Raw genomic sequence first — 3,382 nt, forward strand, 5'->3', positions numbered from 1 at the left:
CGCGACTGCCGCAGCCCTCGTCATCTGGCTCCGCACATGATCGGCCGGACAAGTCCTAGGAGGATCTCGTGCAGGCGTGGCCAGACGCCGGCCTCAGTCCAGTCTCGCAGGCGCCGCCAGCACGTCACCCCACTGCAGCCGATCGCCTCAGTCGGCACGTCAGCCCAGGTCACACCCGTACGCAGGACGTAGACGATCCCTCGCAGAGCCGCACGGTCGTCCGCCGGCAGCCGACCCGGATAGCGCCGACGCCGCGGCGGACGAGGCGGGAGCAACGGAGCGACACGATCCCACAGATCATCAGGCACAAGATCATCCGACACCTGCAGAACTCTGCCGCCCATCAGCCCAACTGCCAAGCCCCCGAGCCAAACTCATTCTGAAATGATCATGTGGAAGGCACCGTCATCGAGACCGGCGCCTTCCGCCCCGACCTCGACCACCTCCAACCCCGGGTATCGACCGACCCGTACGTGCTGGCCGAGGCCATGGACAATGACCCCGACAGTGCCGGCCGCGACTTCCCCGACCTCTACGCCCGCCTCCTGGCCCAGGAACCGGCCGCGCACGCGAGCGACCTGTGGGGGAGAGCCTGCTCCGCGCGCGACCACCTGTACGCCGACCCCACCGACGAGTAGCAGTCGAAGTAGATCCGCGGCTTCGCGCCGCGCAAGGGCGGGGCGGGTCTCATGTGGCGCTGCGGGCACAGCGCCGGGCCACCCCGTCGGCGCCCCAGGCGCACATGTTCCCGGCGACGTTTTCGATCCGGGGGCGAGCGGTGGGAGGCGATGTCGGTAGGGCCACGGGTCGCTTCGCCTGGTGAGACAGCGTCAACTATTCAGCGTTTCTTGCTCAACTTTCATTGCGCAAGAAACACTGAACATTTACCGTGAGGGTATGCCGAATCCTCAGAGCCCGTCGCCATCCACCACAGCCGCCGCCTTGCGGGCCCTGGCGCAGCCGCTGCGCCTGCGGATTTTCCATGCCCTGGCTGCGCACGAGGCGGCGACAGCGACGGTCCTGGCCGAGGAACTGGGCCAGAAGGTGCCCCTGGTCAGCTATCACCTGGGGCAGCTCCACCGGTACGGCCTGGCCGAGGAGGCCCCCAACGCCCGAGGCGACGGCAGGGAGCGCTGGTGGCAGGTCCGCCAGAGCGGCCTGCGGTTCTCGGATCAGGATCTCACCGCCGAGCCGGGCGGCGAAGCTGCCGCCAAAACCCTCCGCCAGACCCTCCTCGCCCGCCACATCGAGATCCTCGAAGGGCACTTGCAGACCCAGACCGTTCACGATCCGGCCACAGAGAGCCATTCCTTCAGCAGTGACATGACCCTGCGCCTGACCACCGAACAGCTCGGCGACCTGCACGCGGAGTTCACCGCTCTCTTGGACCGTTACTCCGAGCAGCAGGCCGCCCCGGGAGACGGAGAGCGGTTCGTCGTGCTCGTCCACGGCATCCCCTACCAGCCATGACGGCGGCCACACCGGCACCCGCCGTTGCCGGCGGGCTGAAGGACCGGCGGCTCATCGCCTGGCTGACGGGCGAAGCCCTCTCGCAGTTCGGCGACCAGTTCTTCATCGTGGCCCTGGCCGTCTCCGCGGTGCACTCCGCCGGCGCGGTCGGAGCAGGCCTCGTCCTTGCGGTCAGCGCCTTACCCAAGGTCTGCCTGCTCCTCTTCGCAGGCAGCCTGGTGGACCGCATCGGCCCGCGTTGCCTGATGCTCGGCAGCGACCTCGCCCGCCTGGCGATGATGGCCTTCCTCGCCCTGTACGCAACGACCACCGCCCCCAGTACCTGGGTGCTGGCCGTGGTGGCTGCCACCTTCGGAGCCCTGGACGCCGTTTTCGAGCCCGCCGCCAACACCCTCCCCGTCCACGTGGTGGCAGAAGAAGAACTGGTCCGGCTGCAAGGCCTGCGCACCGCGCTCGGCCGAGCGGCGACCATCGCCGGAGGCCCCGTCGGCGGCCTGGCCGCCGGCTTCGCAGGAGTCTCCTTCTCCTTCGCCGTCAACGCCGCCACCTTCGGCATCTCCGCCGCAGCCCTGTGGTGGCTGCGCACTCCGAACCCGGCACCCAACACCGAGCCGCCCAGCCCGCTGTGGCGCGAGACCACTGCCGGCCTGAGATACGCCTTGACCCATCCGCTGCTGCGCAGCGCGCTCGTGCTGATCGCTGCCCTGGAATTCTCCCTGACCGGCGCGGTCAACGTCGGCGTCCCGCTGATCGCCGAGCAACGCCACTGGGGCCCCTTCGGGATCGGCCTGGTCAACAGCGCCTTCGGCGCCGGCGCGATCCTCGGCCCGCTGTCCATGGTGCTGTTCAAGGACCGCGTGCGCAGAGCAGGCCCCCTCGTCCTGGGGGCAGCAGCCCTTGGGACAGTCTGTTTCGGCATCATCGGCACCACCAGCCGGCTCTCCGTGGCAGCTGCGGTCGCCGCCGGACTGGGCCTGACGATCGGCTTCCTCGCCGCGATCGTCATCCCTTTGATCCAGCGCGCCAGCGACCCCGCCTACCTCGGCCGTGTCATGAGCCTGCTGGCCCTGGCCCTCTCAGGTCTGACCCCACTGTCGATGGCACTGACCGGCATTGCCGTGGGATACCTCGGCGCTCCCGCCACCATGGCCATCTGCGCGGCCCTCGCCGGCACAGCGAGCCTGGCCGCGTTCACCGCCCGGGTACTCCGCCAAGCCACCCTCTAACGAGCCCGTCAGTGCCGTGTCAGGCGACGTTTGCCCTGTTGGCCAAGGGACGGGGGCGAGCGTGAGCTCCACGAGTGTGCGGGGCGGCTGTCTCGAGTCGTATGCGATCATTTAGGAGCCTGATGAATTACTGCGAGGGAATATGTGGTTCGAAAAGCCGTTGTCTCAAGATCGCCAGGATTGGCAACTGAGCCCGTTGCTGTCTGTGGGGCCGCTGGAGTTCGGCATGGGGCCCGGCGAAGTGGCTTCGGTACTCGGTTTGACCGCAGGGCTTCAGTCGAACGGGGCGGCAGTCTTCACTCCGTTCTGGAATCTGGGGATCACCACCTTTTATTCTGACCGTACCGATCCGAGGTTGGCTGCTGTGGTGGTGGACCACCTGCGCGGTCCACAGGTGAGTTTCGGCGACGAGGCACTCACCGGCCGGCTGCCGTCCGAGCTTGATCCCTGGATCGATCGCATGGCGGACCTCGGGCATGAGCTTCTCTTCACCTCGAACGGGCAGCCCAGTTTCCGTGATCTGGGCATTCTCCTGCAGCTTCGTCCGAACGGGGACCGGTCGTACAGCCGGCCGGTCCTTCTGGGTGGACAGTGGGCCGACAGAGACTGGGAAGCCCTGCCCATCATCTAGGACTTGTCCGGCCGATCATGTGCGGAGCCAGATGACGAGGGCTGCGGCAGTCGCG

Annotated in this window: 4 protein-coding genes and 1 pseudogene; 4 read left to right on the plus strand and 1 reads right to left on the minus strand. The window is 67.9% G+C overall.

The features are described 5' to 3' along the window. Nucleotides 1-44 precede the first annotated feature (44 nt). Nucleotides 45-323 (minus strand): annotated as a pseudogene (locus tag IE180_RS35710) (transposase); the annotation flags it as partial. Between the two features lie 69 nt (nt 324-392). On the opposite strand from IE180_RS35710, the gene IE180_RS35715 reads away from it, so the two are divergent. The 4 genes from IE180_RS35715 (at nt 393) to IE180_RS35730 (ending at nt 3,327) form a co-directional block, all read left to right on the plus strand. Then, nucleotides 393-638, plus strand: a complete 246-nt coding sequence (locus tag IE180_RS35715) for a hypothetical protein (RefSeq protein ID WP_190161097.1) — start codon at nt 393-395, stop codon at nt 636-638. 259 nt (nt 639-897) lie between these two features. Then, entirely contained in the window at nt 898-1,470 is a 573-nt protein-coding gene (locus IE180_RS35720; RefSeq protein WP_190161098.1) for a helix-turn-helix domain-containing protein, read from the plus strand. Continuing rightward, a complete protein-coding gene (locus IE180_RS35725) occupies nt 1,467-2,696 on the plus strand; it encodes an MFS transporter (protein WP_190161099.1) in 1,230 nt (409 codons plus the stop codon). The genes IE180_RS35720 and IE180_RS35725 overlap by 4 nt, the downstream gene beginning before the upstream one ends. A gap of 142 nt (nt 2,697-2,838) precedes the next feature. Further along, complete coding sequence (locus IE180_RS35730; protein ID WP_190161100.1) at nt 2,839-3,327, plus strand: hypothetical protein; 489 nt, start codon at nt 2,839-2,841, stop codon at nt 3,325-3,327. The last annotated feature ends 55 nt before the right edge of the window (nt 3,328-3,382 follow it).

This window comes from Streptomyces litmocidini, from assembly GCF_014649755.1.
GTDB lineage: Bacteria > Actinomycetota > Actinomycetes > Streptomycetales > Streptomycetaceae > Streptomyces > Streptomyces litmocidini.